The 16,406-nt window shown below is 36.6% G+C and carries 13 protein-coding genes and 1 pseudogene; 12 read left to right on the forward strand and 2 right to left on the reverse strand.

The annotated features are described in order from the left end of the window. From AC1M36_RS24920 to AC1M36_RS24945, 6 genes and pseudogenes are all read left to right on the forward strand, one after another. Entirely contained in the window at nucleotides 1-840 is an 840-nt protein-coding gene (locus AC1M36_RS24920) for a TlyA family RNA methyltransferase (protein WP_336450039.1), read from the forward strand. A gap of 142 nt (nucleotides 841-982) precedes the next feature. Further along, nucleotides 983-1,432, forward strand: coding sequence for an arginine repressor ArgR (gene argR / locus AC1M36_RS24925; protein WP_001032579.1), 450 nt, complete (start codon nucleotides 983-985; stop codon nucleotides 1,430-1,432). A gap of 263 nt (nucleotides 1,433-1,695) precedes the next feature. Continuing rightward, entirely contained in the window at nucleotides 1,696-3,435 is a 1,740-nt protein-coding gene (gene recN, locus AC1M36_RS24930) for a DNA repair protein RecN (RefSeq protein ID WP_336450038.1), read from the forward strand. 118 nt (nucleotides 3,436-3,553) lie between these two features. Then, nucleotides 3,554-4,855, forward strand: a complete 1,302-nt coding sequence (gene spoIVB / locus AC1M36_RS24935) for a SpoIVB peptidase (RefSeq protein ID WP_336450037.1) — start codon at nucleotides 3,554-3,556, stop codon at nucleotides 4,853-4,855. Between the two features lie 286 nt (nucleotides 4,856-5,141). Continuing rightward, nucleotides 5,142-5,936, forward strand: coding sequence for a sporulation transcription factor Spo0A (gene spo0A, locus AC1M36_RS24940; RefSeq protein WP_241814720.1), 795 nt, complete (start codon nucleotides 5,142-5,144; stop codon nucleotides 5,934-5,936). A gap of 291 nt (nucleotides 5,937-6,227) precedes the next feature. Next, nucleotides 6,228-7,551, forward strand: a pseudogene (locus AC1M36_RS24945) (glycosyltransferase family 2 protein). A 579-nt stretch (nucleotides 7,552-8,130) separates the two neighbouring features. Here the strand turns inward: AC1M36_RS24945 and AC1M36_RS24950 are convergent. Continuing rightward, entirely contained in the window at nucleotides 8,131-8,277 is a 147-nt protein-coding gene (locus tag AC1M36_RS24950) for a YycC family protein (RefSeq protein ID WP_174099073.1), read from the reverse strand. A gap of 49 nt (nucleotides 8,278-8,326) precedes the next feature. On the opposite strand from AC1M36_RS24950, the gene AC1M36_RS24955 reads away from it, so the two are divergent. After that, nucleotides 8,327-9,055, forward strand: a complete 729-nt coding sequence (locus AC1M36_RS24955) for a glycerophosphodiester phosphodiesterase (protein WP_336450036.1) — start codon at nucleotides 8,327-8,329, stop codon at nucleotides 9,053-9,055. A 39-nt stretch (nucleotides 9,056-9,094) separates the two neighbouring features. Here AC1M36_RS24955 and AC1M36_RS24960 read toward each other — a convergent pair whose 3' ends face one another. After that, nucleotides 9,095-9,328, reverse strand: a complete 234-nt coding sequence (locus tag AC1M36_RS24960) for a DUF2627 domain-containing protein (RefSeq protein WP_336450035.1) — start codon at nucleotides 9,326-9,328, stop codon at nucleotides 9,095-9,097. Nucleotides 9,329-9,466: 138 nt separating this feature from the next. On the opposite strand from AC1M36_RS24960, the gene AC1M36_RS24965 reads away from it, so the two are divergent. The 5 genes from AC1M36_RS24965 to lpdA all read left to right on the forward strand — a co-directional run bounded on the left by AC1M36_RS24965 (nucleotide 9,467) and on the right by lpdA (nucleotide 16,388). Beyond that, the gene (locus AC1M36_RS24965; protein WP_479846310.1) at nucleotides 9,467-11,539 is read left to right on the forward strand and encodes a sigma-54 interaction domain-containing protein; all 2,073 of its coding nucleotides are present in this window, start codon (nucleotides 9,467-9,469) and stop codon (nucleotides 11,537-11,539) included. Nucleotides 11,540-11,734: 195 nt separating this feature from the next. Next, the gene (yqiS, locus tag AC1M36_RS24970) at nucleotides 11,735-12,634 is read left to right on the forward strand and encodes a phosphate butyryltransferase (protein WP_336450033.1); all 900 of its coding nucleotides are present in this window, start codon (nucleotides 11,735-11,737) and stop codon (nucleotides 12,632-12,634) included. A 34-nt stretch (nucleotides 12,635-12,668) separates the two neighbouring features. Then, complete coding sequence (locus AC1M36_RS24975) at nucleotides 12,669-13,769, forward strand: leucine dehydrogenase (RefSeq protein WP_336450032.1); 1,101 nt, start codon at nucleotides 12,669-12,671, stop codon at nucleotides 13,767-13,769. An 89-nt stretch (nucleotides 13,770-13,858) separates the two neighbouring features. Further along, nucleotides 13,859-14,962, forward strand: coding sequence for a butyrate kinase (gene buk, locus AC1M36_RS24980; protein ID WP_336450031.1), 1,104 nt, complete (start codon nucleotides 13,859-13,861; stop codon nucleotides 14,960-14,962). A gap of 4 nt (nucleotides 14,963-14,966) precedes the next feature. Then, nucleotides 14,967-16,388 (forward strand): dihydrolipoyl dehydrogenase, encoded by a 1,422-nt coding sequence (gene lpdA / locus AC1M36_RS24985; protein ID WP_336450030.1) that lies wholly within the window; start codon nucleotides 14,967-14,969, stop codon nucleotides 16,386-16,388. The last annotated feature ends 18 nt before the right edge of the window (nucleotides 16,389-16,406 follow it).

Below are 16,406 nucleotides of genomic sequence, written 5' to 3' on the forward strand. Positions count from 1 at the left end.
ATGAGTGTAAAAAAAGAAAGAGTAGATGTACTATTAGTAGAACGAGGGCTTATAGAAACGCGTGAAAAGGCAAAACGCGCTGTTATGGCGGGACTTGTATATGCAAATGAAATGAGACTCGATAAGCCAGGGGAAAAAGTTCCACAAGATACACCGATTACGGTAAAAGGACAAGTTATGCCATATGTAAGCCGTGGTGGTTATAAGTTAGAGAAGGCATTAGAGACTTTTCACCTTGATTTACAAGATAAAGTTATGTTAGACATTGGTTCATCAACTGGTGGTTTTACAGATTGTGCGTTGCAAAATGGTGCAAAGCTATCTTATGCTTTAGATGTAGGTTACAATCAACTTGCTTGGAAATTGCGTCAAGATGAGCGCGTTGTTGTTATGGAGCGAACGAATTTTCGTTATGTAACACCGGCTGATTTAGAGCGTGGTTTGCCGCAGTTTGCTAGCATTGATGTTTCATTTATATCATTAAAATTAATTCTTCCAGTCTTAAAAACGATATTGACTCCAAATGGTGATGTTGCGGCTTTAATTAAACCACAATTTGAAGCTGGAAGAGAGCAAGTTGGGAATAAAGGCATTGTTCGTGATCGTAAAGTTCATGAAGCTGTCGTAGAAATGATAGTGGATTTTGCAATAAAAGAAGGATATGATGTTGAAAACTTAACATTCTCTCCAATTACAGGTGGGGACGGAAATATTGAGTTTTTAATTCATTTAAAATGGCATGGTGAGCGTGAGAGTGGTGAAAATCATTCTCTAGCTTCTGTAAGACAAGTGGTAACAGAAGCTCATGAAATTTTAAAACAAAAAGGGAAAGGGGAATAACTGTTGTTGTTCCTCTTTTTGTTGGAATTGTATAATGATTGTAAAAACAATTATGTACAAGTAAACGATTATAAGTTAACATAAATAAGTGAAGTATACCAATGTTTAAACTATGGTAAGAGATAGTGTGAGGTGCAAATGTATGAATAAAGGTCAGCGCCATATTAAAATTAGAGAAATTATCGCGAATAAAGAAATTGAAACACAAGATGAACTAGTTGATATCTTACGTAATGAAGGTTTTAATGTAACGCAAGCAACCGTATCACGTGACATTAAAGAGTTGCACTTAGTAAAAGTTCCATTACATGATGGTCGCTATAAATATAGCTTACCAGCAGATCAACGGTTTAATCCCTTGCAAAAATTAAAACGCAATCTCGTGGATTCGTTTGTAAAGTTAGACACAGCAGGACATATGCTTGTGTTAAAAACATTACCTGGTAATGCGCATGCGCTTGGAGCACTTATTGATCATTTAGAATGGGATGAGATTATTGGAACCATTTGTGGTGACGATACTTGCTTAATTATTTGCCGTACGCCTGAAGATACAGGTGTTGTATCAGATCGTTTCTTAAATATGTTGTAACAAAAAGAATCTTGTTTACTTTTTTGCTAAAAGCAGAAAGTAAACAAGATATTTTTTATTATGGGAAAATAGATAAATGTAAAGCGAAGTATTGTAGTTTTTAGAATGAAGTTAGAGAATCGATGGATTGACCCGTAAAACAAATGTTTGGTACAATGAAGCGGGCTAGAAGAGTAAATGGTACATATAATAACTATTTGAGTGAAAAGCGCTCAGCGAAAGCCCTTAGTAGGGGATTAGTTTATAACGAGGTGAATGGGGCATTGTTATCGGAATTATCGATTAGAAACTTTGCTATTATTGAGTCATTAAATATTTCTTTTCAAAAAGGTTTAACAGTTTTAAGTGGTGAAACAGGTGCCGGAAAATCAATTATTATTGATGCAATTAGCTTACTTGTTGGGGGCCGTGGTTCAGCAGAGTTTGTTAGGTACGGAACAGAGAAAGCTGAAATTGAAGGCTTATTTTATATAGAGGATGATAAACATCCGTGTATTGCGAAGGCTGAAGAGCTGGATATTGAAATTGAAGATGGGATGATCATTTTAAAGCGTGACATTGCTGCGAATGGAAAAAGTGTATGCCGTATAAATGGTAAGCTTGTCACATTGAGTATATTAAAAGAAATTGGAAAAACGCTTGTTGATATTCATGGACAGCATGAAACCCAAGATTTGATGAATGAGGAACGCCATTTGTTTATGCTTGATCATTTCGATGGAGATCGGATTACGAATCAATTAGAAATATATCAAGATGTATACGGTGAGTATGAGCAGCTAAAAAAACAACTTAAATCTTTAACAGAGAATGAGCAACAGATGGCACATCGGTTAGATTTAATTCAATTTCAGCACGAAGAAATTCGTAAAGCAGATTTGAAAGCTGATGAAGAAAATGAATTGACGGAAGAGAGATTAAAAATCTCAAATTTCGAAAAAATTTATAAAGCGCTTGGTGATGCATATCGTTCATTAAGTGAAGATGGTAGTGGACTTGACCATGTACGAAATGCAATGGGACAAATGGAGAGTATTACGCACCTAGATGAGGCGTATCAAGAGAATCATGATTCGATTGCGAATAGCTACTACTTATTGGAAGAGGTTGCCTATCAGCTTCGAGAAAAGTTAGATATGATGGAGTATGACCCGAATCGTTTAGATGAAATTGAAACGCGTTTAAATGAAATTCGTATGCTAAAGAGAAAGTATGGAAATACTGTAGAAGAGATTTTAGCGTATGCTGATAAAATAGAGCAAGAAATTTTTACAATTGAAAATAAAGATGTACATATTGAAACGACGAAAAAGAAATTAAAAGAATTAGAAAGCGTGATTTTGAAGGAAGCAATGCTGTTGAGTAATATGCGCCATCAGCTTGCAGATCATCTTACGAACGCAATCCACCAAGAATTAAAAGAACTGTATATGGAAAAAACAAAATTTGAAGTGAGGATTGCAAAAAGAGACGGAATCATGGATGATCCGCTTGTAGATGGGACGCCAGTGAAACTTACGGTAGATGGCTATGATCATGTGGAATTTTATATTTCAACAAATCCAGGTGAACCTTTAAAACCACTTTCAAAAGTAGCTTCTGGCGGAGAATTATCCCGCATTATTTTAGCTTTGAAAAGCATTTTTTCTAAGCATCAAGGTGTTGCATCTGTTATTTTTGATGAAGTAGATACAGGCGTGAGTGGTCGAGTGGCACAAGCGATTGCGGAAAAAATTTATCGTGTATCTGTAAACTCGCAAGTACTTTGTATTACGCACTTACCTCAAGTAGCGTCGATGGCGGATTCGCATTTATTTATTCGTAAACAAGTTGCAAATGATCGGACGATTACATCAGTTACTGTATTAAGTACAGAGGATAAGGTAACGGAGATTGCTCGAATGATTTCTGGTGTGGAAATTACCGATTTAACGACGGAACATGCAAAAGAGTTACTTACGCAAGCACATCGTTTTAAACAGACAGCAGAGGCTATCCAATAATGGATAGCTTTTTTGCTCAAATGATGATTTCTTAATTCTTCCGGTTATAAACAGAGCATTGCAAGGAGAGATTAAAAGATGAAGTCGTTAGGCTGAATGTGGGGTAGGAGCGAGGAGAGTGAACGAATTGAAATTAGAGCAATTCCGAAAAATAATAGGTCTTTGTCTCCTTGTTTCATTAATTTTTATCGGATGTTTTAAACCGCTTCGTACGTTTATTTCATCCCCGAAGCAACTCGTTATTTTTGAGGGACAACAATCAGAAATAGCATCATTTCCGGTTTTTCAGGCTTCATCCACAAATCATAATGTTTTTACAGTAAGTTCAAATAAAGAACAGAAATCTGGACTTGTAGTAAATTCGCACCAAAATGGTGAAGCAGATATGGTTTTTCAACTTGCTGGCTTTCCGGTAAAAAAAGTAAATGTTAAAGTATTAAAAGATTTTAAAGTAATTCCAGGTGGGCAATCAATTGGAGTGAAATTGAATACAAAAGGTGTGCTTGTTGTTGGGCATCATTTAATTCAAACTGAAAAAGGAAAAGTATCACCTGGAGAAGTAGCTGGTGTACAAGTTGGGGATATGATTACTGAAATTAATGGAAAAACCATTGAGAGAATGAGTGATGTAGCACCTTTCATTCATGACAGTGGAAAAACAGGTGAACCACTTAACCTTGTCTTATTACGAGATGGTAAGTATATTCGTACAAAACTAACCCCAGAAAAAGATAATGGTGAGTCGTCCTATCGAATTGGTTTATATATTCGTGATTCAGCTGCTGGCATTGGAACGATGACTTTTGTTCATACGGATTCCATGAAATATGGAGCGCTTGGTCATGTTATTTCTGATAACGATACGAAAAAACCAATTCAAGTAGAGGATGGACAAATTGTGCGTTCGACAGTTACTTCCATCGAGCGTGGTAGTCATGGAAATCCAGGAGAGAAATTAGCAAGATTTTCACCGGATCGTGAAGTGATTGGGAATATTACAACAAATAGTCCGTTTGGTATTTTTGGTAAGTTAAATACAGGTATAAAAAATGGCATAATGGATGAAGGGATGCCGATTGCATTATCACATCAAGTGAAAGAAGGACCAGCGAAAATATTAACAGTTATCGATCAAGATAAAGTAGAGGCATTTGATATTGAGATCGTAAGCACGGTACCACAAAAGTTTCCAGCCACAAAAGGAATGGTTGTAAAAGTTACAGATAAACGTCTGTTGGCCAAAACGGGTGGTATTGTTCAAGGGATGAGTGGTAGTCCGATTGTTCAAAATGGAAAAATGATTGGTGCTGTTACACATGTATTTGTTAATGATCCAACTTCAGGATATGGTGTCCATATTGAATGGATGTTACATGAAGCAGGAATTAATATTTATGAGCAAGAGAAAAAAGCAAGCTGATTCATATCAGCTTGCTTTTTTCTTGAGAAATTCGTTGAAATTTTGTAAAAGCTCCGCAAGAGCTGCTTTTTGTTGTAAAATAAAAGAAAAGAGTGAACGTTTCGTTGTAATCCTATGATGGAATGTGTAAAGAAAGGAAATAAATGAACGATAAACATATTTTTTTGTGATTTTATCGGAAATTAAGAAACTTTAAAAGGGAAATTTCACACAATTGTCGAACAATTCATGTAGCCTAGAAGCTTACACATGTCGGGAGAATCGATTCGGTAAGGGAGGAAAAGCTGTGGAGAAAATTAAAGTGTGTCTTGTGGATGATAATAAGGAACTCGTATCAATGTTAGAAAGTTATGTTGCTGCTCAAGACGATATGGAAGTGATTGGAATCGCTTATAACGGTCAAGAGTGTTTAAATTTACTGAAAGAGAAACAACCAGATGTACTCGTTTTAGATATTATTATGCCTCATTTAGATGGTTTAGCGGTACTAGAGAAAATGCGACATATTGAACGACTAAAGCAGCCAAATGTCATCATGTTAACAGCCTTTGGACAAGAAGATGTAACGAAAAAAGCAGTTGATTTAGGTGCTTCTTATTTCATCTTAAAGCCATTTGATATGGAAAATTTAACGAGTCATATTCGTCAAGTGAGCGGTAAAGCGAATACTGCAATTAAACGTCCACTACCATCTTTCCGATCTGCAACAACAGTAGATGGAAAACCGAAGAATCTAGATGCGAGTATTACAAGCATTATTCACGAAATTGGTGTACCAGCTCATATTAAAGGATATATGTATTTGCGAGAGGCAATTTCTATGGTATATAACGATATCGAGCTCCTTGGCTCTATCACAAAAGTTTTATACCCGGATATTGCGAAAAAATATAACACGACAGCGAGCCGTGTGGAACGAGCAATCCGTCATGCGATTGAAGTAGCATGGAGTCGTGGGAATATTGATTCAATCTCGTCCTTATTTGGTTATACTGTATCGATGTCAAAAGCAAAGCCTACGAATTCCGAATTCATCGCAATGGTTGCAGATAAGTTAAGGCTTGAACATAAGGCATCATAAAGGGTGATATTATAGGGTTTTTTAGTGTTTAGTGGTAATGTAAAGTTACCACTAAATTTCTTTTTATGCCAACAAATAACATTTAATGTAATGCGATAAACACTGTGCTGTATTAATTTTTGAATCAAACGATTGGTGGTATTTTTTGTTTGAATTTGAGTAGTTTCCTTCCTTTATATAGTTACAATTATTCGTTCATATTAAAAATTGGTTGAATATTGTATATAATTTGTTATTCCACTTTAAAGTGACTGAATATTCAATTAAAACGCAAGCTGTAGGAGGATCAAAATGGAATTCGTGGGCAGCAAAGTAGTAACGGTGTTATTAGGTATATTTTTTTATTACTTTATATGTTAACGTTAATACTCTATATTATGTGATATTATCTTTTTTTGGCTTTAGTAGAGCAAAACGGGATTATGAATTAGTCGAAGATAAGACAAAGTTTTTAATCTTAGTAGCAGCGCATAATGAGGAGAAGGTAATTGGCTCAACTATTGACAATTTGAAAAAAATTCAATATCGTGACGATTTATATGACATTTATGTTGTAAATGATAATAGTTCTGATAGAACAGGTGCTATTTGTGAAGAAAAAGGAATGCAATATATAAATACAAGTGAACAGTTATTTACACGCGAGGGAGTCGGTAAGCCAGCAGGAATGCAATATGCATTACGTTATTTAGGGTTTGAAGAGTTAACACGAAAATATGATTGTTTAATGATTCTGGATGCCGATAATCACATTGATTCTAATGTTTTACAAGAATTAAATTCGCAGTACATTGCAAAGGGAAAACCAGAAGCGATTCAAATATATTTAGATTCCAAAAATTCGGCGACTAATTTGTCTCTTGGATACGCTATGAGTTATTATTTAACAAATCGTTTCTTCCAGTTAGCGAAATATCGTGTTGGGTTACCGAATGCTATTGGTGGAACTGGATTTATTGTTAAAATGGAGTACCTCATGAAACATGGAGGTTTTTGTTTTGATTCTTTAACAGAGGATTTAGAGTTAGAAATGGAAATTGTTAAAGATAACGGAAGGATACTATGGAATCATTTTGTCCGTGTGTATGATGAAAAACCGGATAATTTTAAAGTAAGTATTAAGCAACGCACACGTTGGTCGCAGGGGCATTGGTATGTAGCGTTTACGAACTTTAAACCGATGATGAAAAAATTATTTACTGAAAAAGATAAGATGAAAATTATTGACCAGTTATTTTACTTATTTGGTATGACACGTGCAGTTCAAATGACGATAACCTTAATGGGAATTTTAATTGCTATTGGCTATGTGATTGTGACGAAATCATATCAGGATATTCCGGATATAGGGAAACGACTCGTGGCGCTGATTTTGGGAGCCAGTATTATTTCTTTGGTACTGTTTACTTATCAATTTGTTGTTTGTATGTATTATGCAGTCAAGGTAGATACAAATCGGAAATATAAACTGCTTCAGATGAGTTTCTCAATTTTCTATTATGCATACACGTTTATATATGCCCAAATTATGGAATTAATTAAGTGGAAACAACAACATACATGGGTGAAAACGGAACATAACAAAACATCTATAAACCATAAAGAAGGCAAATAATAACCACGCAGTTTATTATGAATAAGAAATAGATAAGAAGGAGAGATGCTGTCTGATACCTCTCCTTCTTGTTTTAGTTAGTGGATTCCTGGTCATAAAGTTTAATAGAAGTAAATAGGTGTCAGTAGAAGCTTAAATAATGAAGACGAATAAAGGGTGAAGAAATTTAATTTATCCGCATTAACGGGCAGTAATACTTCCGCCTCAAAATTTGGCGGGAGTAATGTCCAGCTCTAGCGGCTAGAATCTCCGGTCGTTTTGCCCCTTTGAACGAGGAAAAAAGCACCTCTCTGCCTAGGACGCGGGCGTCCTGCGATTCTAAGTGAGCCGCTTCCGCTTTTCTAAAGAAGTTAAGTGGGAGATAAACTGCCCGTAAAAGCCCGATTGGTGAGGGCTGATAATCAGTGGGGGATGAAGAAAACCCCCACTGATTAAAGTTTCACTTTATTTAATTAACTCTATTTCTGTTATACATATGTTTCTTAAATTTATGTAAGAAACTACTTGTGATATTATGATATATAAGATAAAAATATAGTAAAGAGAAATAATAAAAAGCCCTGCAAAAACAGGACTATATTACTCTTCATCTTTATTTTGTTTTTCTAATTCAACTAGCTTTTGAACTAAAATGTGCTGCGGCATATGCATGATTTGCTCAAGTGGAACACCGAGAGCTTTTGATAGACGAATTGCCGTTTCTGGAGAAATTTGTAATGGTTTCATAGAAGTACCTCCTTTTTCGTATAGTATAGCATAGATTGGAGGAGTGAGGATGACTCATATATTTGCGCACCGCGGTGCGGCGGGGACGTATCCAGAAAATACAATGATTTCATTTGAAGCTGCGGAATCGTTTCGAGCAGATGGGATAGAATTAGATGTGCAATTTACGAAGGATGGAAAAGTTGTTGTAATTCATGATGAAACTGTCGATCGTACAACGAATGGAAAGGGAGCTGTTCGTAATTACTTATATGAAGATTTGCGAAAATTGGATGCGAGTCACAAGTTTTCGGAAAAGGTAGGTTTTTGTCCGATTCCTTTATTAGAAGAAGTATTAGGGTGGCTGCAATCTAATCGATTACTTCTGAATATTGAATTTAAAAATAATAAAATTCCGTATCGTGGTTTAGAAGAAGAGGTTATAACACTTATACGAAAATTTGATTTAGAAGAGAGGACAGTTTTTTCGTCTTTTAATCATTACAGTATAAAAAGATGTCATATGATGGCTCCGGATATTCAAACGGCTATTTTATACCGAGAAGGTTTACATAGCCCATGGGCGTATGCGAAAAAAATGGGAGCTACTGCTATTCATCCGAATCATCGCTATCTCCAAGATGCGATTGCTGAATTAACAATGGATAGTGGGGTAGAGGTTCGTCCTTATACAATAAATGATGAAACAGTTATGCGGAAATATTTTGATATGAACATTTCTGCAATTATTACAGATTATCCAGAAACGGCTAGAGCGTTATTGCCAGTAAAAAAATGAGACCTCTTATTAGAAAAGGTCTCATTTTTTTATGTTTACCTATCTTCGAAAACGAGCTTGTACTTTGTTTCGTTTACGATCGCGGTATAAAACGAACCCACCGAAGATATAAAAACCAATTGCAAAGCAGAATATACCCATTAAAAATTGTAACCATAATACAGGGATTGGAGATAAAAGAATACCGAATACAGTATCTCGCATTAATTTTATACCTAGCACTGCTAATGAAATAGGAATGAGTGCTAATAGAAGAGCAAGGTAACGCTGCATAGGTAACGCTCCTTTTCAGATAATTTCGTATATATTAAATGATGTTATATCGAAAGGGGATTTGTCAAGTAGTTGCTGAACGAGTAAGATAAAGGTGTGAAAAATTTTGCAGAGATACTTCGAGGGGAAGTGAAATGTGTGAAACAAAAAGTGTTAATTATTGGAGCAGGCGAAGGTGGAAGTACGATTCTAAGCTTGCTACAGACTTCGAATATATTTGAAATTATAGGGATGATTGATATAAATCCAAAGGCGAAAGGGTTACAATTTGCAAAGGAGCAACATATTGCAATTGGAGCGGATATAGAGCCCTTTTTGGAAGTTGATATTGACGTAATGTTTGATATGACGGGAGATTATCATTTACATAAAGTTCTTTTAGCAAAAAAGCGTGAAAATACACTTCTTATACCAGGGGATATTGCGAAAATCGTTACGAAGTTGGCGCATGAGAAAGAGGATTTAATTGAAAAACTGAAAGAACAAACACAGCAAGGAAATTTGATTTTAAATTCTACCCATGACGGAATGATCGTTATTGATGCAGAGGGTTATGTAAAGCTGTTTAATAAAAGTGCAGAACGTATAATTGGTTATAAAACTGGAGATGCGGTAGGGAAATATATTTTAGAAGTAATTCCGACTAGTAAATTACTTCGTATTATACGAACGAAACAAATAGAAGTGAATCATGAGTTGACGTTAGGGAATGAAAAAAAGATTATTACAACTCGTATTCCTATTTTAAAAGAAGATGGAGAGGTTCAAGGAGCTTTTGCTATTTTTAAAGATATTACAGAAGTTGTAGATTTGGCAGAAGAGGTTACGGACCTAAAAGAAATTCAAACCTTACTGGAAGCGATTATTCATTCATCTGAGGAAGCAATTTCTGTTGTAGATGAGAAGGGGAGAGGTCTTGTTATAAATCCCGCCTATACGAAGTTAACAGGCCTTACAGAGGATGACATAATTGGAAAACCTGCAACGACTGATATTGTAGAGGGTGAAAGTATGCATATGAAAGTACTTCGGACGCGTAGAGCGGTACGAGGAATTCATATGAAAATCGGTCAGAAGAAACGTGATGTAATTGTAAATGTTGCACCGGTTATTGTGGATGGCATATTGAAAGGTAGCGTTGGTGTTATTCGTGATGTCTCAGAAATTCAAAAGTTAACACATGAATTAAATCGGGCAAGACAAATTATTCGGACGCTAGAAGCAAAATATTCTTTTGAGGATATCGTAGGAACGTCTGATGAAACGATGGCGGCAATAGAACAAGCAAAGCTTGGAGCAAATACACCAGCAACAGTATTGCTTCGCGGAGAATCAGGGACTGGAAAAGAGTTATTTGCACATGCTATCCATAATGGGAGTAACCGGAAATATAATAAGTTTGTGCGTGTGAATTGTGCCGCTATCTCCGAAACTTTATTAGAAAGCGAATTGTTCGGTTACGAAGAAGGTGCTTTTTCTGGAGCGAGAAGAGGCGGTAAACGAGGTTTCTTTGAAGAAGCGAATAATGGAAGTATTTTTTTAGATGAGATTGGTGAGTTGTCTGCTAATACGCAAGCAAAACTATTACGTGTTTTGCAGGAAAAAGAAATTGTGAAAGTTGGAGGGACAAAACCAATTCCTATCAATGTTAGGGTTATTGCAGCGACGCATGTGAATTTAGAAAAAGCAATTTTGGAAGGTAAATTTCGGGAAGATTTATATTATCGCTTAAATAAAATTCCAATTCAAATTCCATCTCTTCGTCAGCGAAAGGAAGATATTCCAGTAATATCAGAACGATTGATTCAAAAAATCAATCAAGATTATGGCCGAAATGTAGAAGGGTTAACGGAATCGGCTATTGAATATTTGCAATCGTATGATTGGCCGGGAAACGTCAGAGAACTTGAGAATATTTTGGGACGGGCAATTATTTTTATGAACTATAATGAAATGTATATTGATGTGCATCATTTGCCTTCTTTGCATAAAGAAGACCAAGTGGAGTTAAAAGGAAGTAATTTACTACCAGAGTTAGAGGAGAAGTCTCTTGAACATTTAGTCACGGAGTTTGAAGGGAATATCATACATGAATATTTAGAGAAATTTGATGGGAATAAAACAAAGACAGCGAAAGCGTTAGGAATTTCAGTTCGAAATTTATATTATAAGTTAGAAAAGTATGACTATGCAAAAAATAGCATGCAATAAATTGCGTACCATGCAATTTATTGCATGGTATACAAAAAACGACAATTTAGGACAGAATATTATGTAAATTTATAAAGTACTGATTTCACTGTATTTTGTATGCGTTTTCATTATTGGTAGGACCAATTTGAAAAGTTGGCACGGTATTTGCTTATTAAATAGACGAGGGACGACGGAAAGGGTTGATTACAAAATATGAAGTTAAAACATCTAATTGATCAAGCGGCAGGACAACCTAAAAAAACTGTGGCTGTAGCAGTAGCTGAAGATCATGAAGTAATTGAAGCGGTAGCTAAAGCTATTCAATTACAGTTAGCTCAATTTCGTCTATATGGAAATCAAGAAAAAATTATGGGTATGCTACAAGAGCGTGGCTTACAAGTTTCAGAACATGTTCAAGTGATTGCGGCATCATCAGATGCTGAGGCCGCGGAACTTTCTGTTAAAGCTGTAAGAAATGGTGAAGCAGATGTACTTATGAAGGGAAACATCCCAACAGCAAGTATTTTAAAAGCAGTATTAAATAAAGAGTGGGGGCTTCGAAAAGGTAGCGTGTTATCACATGTTGCAGCGTTTGAAGTTCCAAATTATGATCGCTTTATTTTCGTCACAGATGCAGCTATGAACATTGCACCTGATGTACAGCAGAAAGCTGCCATTATACAAAATACTGTGGAAGTTGCCCGGGCAATAGGAATCGAATTGCCGAAAGTGGCTCCAATTGCAGCGGTGGAAGTTATTAACCCAGCGATGCAGGCTACAATCGATGCGGCGATGTTAACACAAATGAATCGTCGTGGACAAATTAAAGATTGTATCGTTGATGGACCGCTTGCTTTAGATAATGCTGTATCACAAATTGCAGCAGAGCATAAAGGCATAGTAGGTGATGTAGCAGGTAAGGCAGACATTTTACTCGTCCCAACGATTGAAGCTGGAAACGTGCTATATAAATCGCTTGTCTATTTTGCAAATGCAAATGTAGGAGCGATGATTGCTGGCGCAAAAGCACCGATTGTTTTGACATCTCGTGCTGATTCAGCAGAAACAAAAGTATATTCATTAGCTTTAGCAGTTGCGACTGCTTCTAAATAAACCAAAAGGGTAAAACAATTAGGGGGAAATGACAATGACATTAGAAATCTTCGAATACTTAGAAAAATATGATTATGAGCAAGTAGTATTTTGTCAAGATAAAGAGTCTGGATTAAAAGCAATCATTGCAATTCATGATACAACACTTGGACCAGCTCTTGGTGGAACAAGAATGTGGACATATGATTCTGAAGAAGCGGCGATTGAAGATGCATTGCGCCTTGCAAAAGGGATGACATATAAAAATGCAGCAGCTGGTTTAAATCTAGGTGGTGCAAAAACAGTTATCATCGGTGATCCACGTAAAGATAAAAGTGAAGCGATGTTCCGTGCACTAGGACGTTACATTCAAGGATTAAACGGACGCTACATTACTGCAGAAGATGTTGGTACAACTGTTGATGATATGGATATTATCCACGAAGAAACTGACTTTGTAACAGGTATTTCACCTTCATTCGGTTCTTCTGGTAACCCATCTCCAGTAACTGCTTATGGTGTTTATCGTGGTATGAAAGCAGCAGCAAAAGAAGCATTTGGCACAGATAGCCTAGAAGGTAAAGTAATTGCTGTTCAAGGTGTTGGTAACGTAGCATATCATTTATGCAAACATTTACACGCTGAAGGAGCACAATTAATCGTTACAGATATCAATAAAGAAGCGGTACAACGTGCGGTAGAAGAATTTGGTGCAACAGCAGTTGAACCAAATGAAATTTATGGTGTAGAATGCGATATTTATGCGCCATGTGCATTAGGTGCAACAGTAAATGACGAAACAATTCCACAATTTAAAGCAAAAGTAATCGCAGGTTCTGCAAATAACCAATTAAAAGAAGATCGTCATGGTGACACAATTCATGAAATGGGAATTGTATACGCACCGGACTATGTAATTAATGCAGGCGGCGTAATTAACGTAGCAGATGAATTATATGGATACAATAGAGAACGTGCATTAAAACGAGTAGAGTCAATTTATGACACAATTGCAAAAGTAATTGAGATTTCAAAACGTGATGGTATACCAACTTATGTTGCAGCAGACCGACTAGCTGAAGAGCGTATCGCAAGCTTGAAAAATACTCGCAGCACGTACTTACGCAACGGACATGACATCATTAGCCGTCGCTAATTCTTTCATATACAACTTCTACAAAAGCTGTGGTTACCTCTTATGAGGTTGCCACTGCCTTTTGAATTTATAAGGTGGAGGTAGCAACAGTGTCTTTAAATCGCATCCTTGTTATTAATCCGGGAAGTACATCTACAAAAATAGGTGTTTTTGATAATGAAAGACCCGTTTTAGAAGAAACAATTCGTCACGATGTAGATAAAATTGGAGAATATAAACGAATTATTGATCAATATGAATTTCGAAAAGAAACAATTTTAGAGGTTCTACATTCTCATGGCATTAATATTTCAAAATTAAACGCTGTTTGTGGACGCGGAGGATTACTTCGTCCGATTGAAGGCGGTACGTATACAGTGAACGAAGCTATGTTAGAAGATTTGAAAAATGGATATAGTGGCCACCATGCTTCAAACCTTGGCGGTATTTTGGCGTATGAAATTGCTTCTGGGTTAAATATTCCAGCTTTCATTGTTGATCCAGTTGTTGTTGATGAAATGGAGCCAATCGCTCGCATTAGCGGAATTTCTGGCATGGAGCGAAAAAGTATTTTTCATGCGTTAAACCAAAAAGCAGTGGCACGTAAAGTCGCGGAAGAACTTGGTCGTAAATATGAAGATTTAAACCTATTAATTGCACACATGGGCGGTGGAATTACAGTTGGTGCTCATAAGCAAGGGAAAGTCATTGATGTAAATAATGGCTTAAATGGAGAAGGGCCATTTAGTCCAGAGCGTGCGGGAACAGTACCGGTTGGTCAGTTAATAGAAATGTGTTTCTCTGGTGACTATTACCGCGATGAAATGATGAAAAAGATTGTTGGACAAGGCGGATTAGTGAGTCTTATTGGTACAAACGATGCAATTAAAGTTGAAAACATGGTCGAAAAAGGCGATCCTGAGGCAACTCTTATTTATAAAGCAATGGCATATCAAGTTGCGAAAGAAATTGGTGGAGCAAGCAGCGTTCTTCATGGGAAAATCGATGCCATCGTTTTAACAGGAGGACTTGCGTATAGCAAAATTCTTGTTGATGAGATCAAAGATCGTGTTCATTGGATTGCAGATGTGATTGTACATCCTGGAGAAGATGAATTACAAGCATTAGCAGAAGGAGCACTTCGCGTATTACGTGAAGAAGAAGATCCAAAAGAGTATGTTGTACGAGAAAAAGAAACGGTAGCTAGGGGTTGAGATAATGGCAAAAGAGTATGATTTAGTCATCGTTGGCGGCGGTACTGGTGGATATGTTGCTGCTATTCGTGCATCACAATTAGGGCTGAAAACAGCACTTGTTGAAAAAGATAATCTGGGAGGTACTTGCCTGCACAAAGGCTGTATTCCTAGTAAAGCATTGCTACGTAGTGCTGAAGTATATGCGACTGCGAAAAAGAGTGAAGAATTCGGTGTTGTAACAAGTAATGTAGAATTAAACTTTGCAAAAGTGCAAGAGCGTAAAGAAAAGATTGTAACGCAGCTTCACAAAGGTGTTCAACATTTAATGAAGCAAGGTAAAATTGATGTGTTTGAAGGTATCGGCCGAATTCTTGGACCTTCTATCTTCTCTCCAATGCCAGGAACAATTTCAGTTGAATTGGCAAGTGGTGAAGAGAATGAAATGTTGATTCCAAAAAATGTTCTGATTGCAACAGGATCTCGTCCAAATTCATTACCAGGATTAGAATTAGACGGAGAGTACGTAATGTCATCGGATCATGCCCTAAAAATGGAAACGCTTCCGAGTTCAATTATTATCGTCGGTGGTGGCGTAATTGGAATTGAATGGGCATCTATGCTTGCTGACTTCGGTGTAGAAGTTACTGTATTAGAATACGCAAAACATGTCCTGCCGCTTGAAGATCAGGATGTTTCAAAAGAAATGCAACGTTTATTAAAGAAAAAAGGTATTAAAGTGGTGACAGGTGCAAAAGTATTACCAGAAACATTGGTAAAAGATAATGGAGTAGCGATTCAAGCCGAGCACAATGGTGAAAATAAAGAATTCAAAGCAGAAAAAATGCTTGTATCTGTAGGAAGGCAAGCAAATACGCAAAATATCGGTTTAGAGAATACAGATATCATCGTAGAAAAAGGATACATTCAAACAAATGAATTTTACCAAACGAAAGAGTCACATATTTACGCAATTGGTGATGTAATTGGTGGCCTGCAACTTGCGCATGTTGCTTCTCATGAAGGGATTGTAGCTGTAGAACATATTGCAGGTAAAGAAGTTATGCCAATTGATTACTCAATGGTATCGAAATGCGTATACAGTAGTCCAGAAGTTGCTTCTGTTGGTTTAACAGAGCAAGAAGCAAAAGAAAAAGGCTATAAGTTAAAAGTAGGTAAGTTCTCATTCCGTGCAATCGGAAAAGCACTTGTATACGGAGAATCAGATGGTTTTGTGAAACTTGTAGTTGATGAAGAAACAAATGATATTCTTGGTGTTCATATGATTGGCCCACATGTAACGGATATGATTTCTGAAGCGGGTCTTGCAAGAGTACTTGATGCAACACCTTGGGAAGTTGCACATACAATTCATCCGCATCCATCTTTATCTGAAGCAATTGGTGAAGCTGCATTAGCGGTAGATGGAAAAGCGTTACACGCATAAAAATGTGGATTTAGGAGG

The organism is Bacillus sp. Medicinal_06, from assembly GCF_056711665.1.

Coding starts and splice junctions, on each gene's coding strand:
- argR (WP_001032579.1), top strand. CDS start 983: ATGAATAAAGGTCAGCGCCATATTAAAATTAGAGAAATTATCGCGAAT.
- AC1M36_RS24955 (WP_336450036.1), top strand. CDS start 8,327: ATGACTCATATATTTGCGCACCGCGGTGCGGCGGGGACGTATCCAGAA.
- AC1M36_RS24960 (WP_336450035.1), bottom strand. CDS start 9,328: ATGCAGCGTTACCTTGCTCTTCTATTAGCACTCATTCCTATTTCATTA.
- yqiS (WP_336450033.1), top strand. CDS start 11,735: ATGAAGTTAAAACATCTAATTGATCAAGCGGCAGGACAACCTAAAAAA.
- AC1M36_RS24920 (WP_336450039.1), top strand. CDS start 1: ATGAGTGTAAAAAAAGAAAGAGTAGATGTACTATTAGTAGAACGAGGG.
- AC1M36_RS24975 (WP_336450032.1), top strand. CDS start 12,669: ATGACATTAGAAATCTTCGAATACTTAGAAAAATATGATTATGAGCAA.
- lpdA (WP_336450030.1), top strand. CDS start 14,967: ATGGCAAAAGAGTATGATTTAGTCATCGTTGGCGGCGGTACTGGTGGA.
- AC1M36_RS24950 (WP_174099073.1), bottom strand. CDS start 8,277: ATGAAACCATTACAAATTTCTCCAGAAACGGCAATTCGTCTATCAAAA.